Source organism: Pseudomonas sp. MF5691 (assembly GCF_016405645.1).
GTDB lineage: Bacteria > Pseudomonadota > Gammaproteobacteria > Pseudomonadales > Pseudomonadaceae > Aquipseudomonas > Aquipseudomonas shahriarae.
Window position 1 is genome coordinate 1 of record NZ_JAEKDC010000052.1, and the last position, 1,641, is coordinate 1,641.

Below are 1,641 nucleotides of genomic sequence, written 5' to 3' on the forward strand. Positions count from 1 at the left end.
CCCTCCGTGTCAGGCTACCTGTCGCGCTTGTTGATTGACTCAATTATTCAAGAGGGCGAAGGTGTGTAGCAATGTCCAAGCGTTATGACGACGAATTCAAAGACTGGGCCGTTCTGCAAATGATGCCGCCCCTCAATCGCTCAGTGGCAGACCTTGCCGTTGCGCTCAACCTCACGCCACAGTCACTGCGTAACTGGAGACAAATGGCTAGAGATAAAGGTTTGATCGTGCCGGGAAACGGCAAAACCAGTGATCAATGGTCCAGCGCCGATAAATTCAATGCTGTCATGGAAACCGCTCCGTTGAGCGAGGTGGAAATCTCCCAATACTGCCGAATCAAGGGCGTTTATCCGGAGCAAATCCAGCAGTGGCGCGAAGCCTGTCAAAACGCCAATACCCTGGCTGACCTGAAGCCCAGCGCAGAGAAAACTGCCGAACAACGACGAATCAAAGAGCTGGAACGTCAGTTGATCCAATCCGATGCTGGACGTGCTGAGGCGGAGGCTTTGCTGGAACTCAGAAAAAAAGCCAATGCGATCTGGGGCAAGGACAAGGAAGACTGATCAGCGCCTCTGATCGTACGCAAGCCATGCAGTTGATTGCCGAGGCGGTGCTCGGTGGGGCTCGTCGATATCGGGCGTGCAACGAGCTGGGACTGAGCCTGCGCACGGTTCAACGTTGGCGATACGCCGCCTGCGACAAGCGCCTGCTGGCTCAGCGGGCAGCGCCGTCAAACAAACTCAGCGAAGCGGAGCGCCAAGCGGTGCTTGATGCGGCCAGTCAGGCTGGCTACGCCAGCCTCACACCGCACCAAATCGTTCCTAAGCTGGCGGATGAGGGTATCTATCTGGCTTCGGAGTCGACGTTTTATCGCGTGTTAAAAGCGGCTAATCAAAACGTGCGCCGTGGTCGTGCCAAAGCTCCGAAACGCAGGGCGCTGACAACGCATTGTGCTGACGGCCCCAATCAAGTGTGGTGCTGGGATATCACCTGGTTACCCAGCACCGTCAAGGGCCGTTTTTTCTACTGGTACATGGTCAAGGACATCTACAGCCGTAAATTGGTCGCCAATGAGGTGCATGAGGTGGAGTGCGCTGAGCATGCGTGCGAACTGCTCGAAAAGGGCTGCTTACGCGAACACACGGCCGGTCGTCCATTGGTGCTGCACTCGGATAATGGTCACGTTATGAGAGGCTCTTTGCTGCGTGAAAGCATGGTTTCGCTAGGCGTAGAGCCGTCATTTAGCCGACCGCGCGTGAGCAACGACAATGCATACGCCGAAGCACTTTTTCGTACCGCAAAGTACTGCCCACTCTGGCCGGACCAGCCGTTTGATACCCTCACAGAAGCAAGACTTTGGGTACAAAAATTTATCGAGTGGTACAACGAAGATCATCGTCACAGCGCCTTGAAATACGTGACGCCGAACGAGCGCCACGAAGGCAAGGCGACAGCTCTATTACAAGCCCGAGTGGCGCTATATGAAGATGCCAGAGAAGCTAATCCGAGCCGCTGGAGTACCAGGACACGCAACTGGAAGTTGGCAGATGCGGTGTATTTGAACCCAGAACGCCCTGAAGTTAAGGGCGCAATGGGTTAGCCGCAGCAGTACTAAGGCGACAGGTACCTTGACACGTACCG

1 protein-coding gene is annotated in these 1,641 nt (G+C 55.3%); it reads left to right on the forward strand.

The window, feature by feature from the left end:
- Positions 1 to 71 precede the first annotated feature (71 nt).
- Positions 72 to 1,600, forward strand: a protein-coding gene (locus tag JFT44_RS28490; RefSeq protein WP_370693699.1) for an IS3 family transposase whose coding sequence is annotated in 2 segments (ribosomal slippage) — positions 72 to 513 and positions 513 to 1,600 — 1,530 coding nt in all. Because the reading frame shifts where the segments join, the coding sequence is not laid out codon by codon here.
- The last annotated feature ends 41 nt before the right edge of the window (positions 1,601 to 1,641 follow it).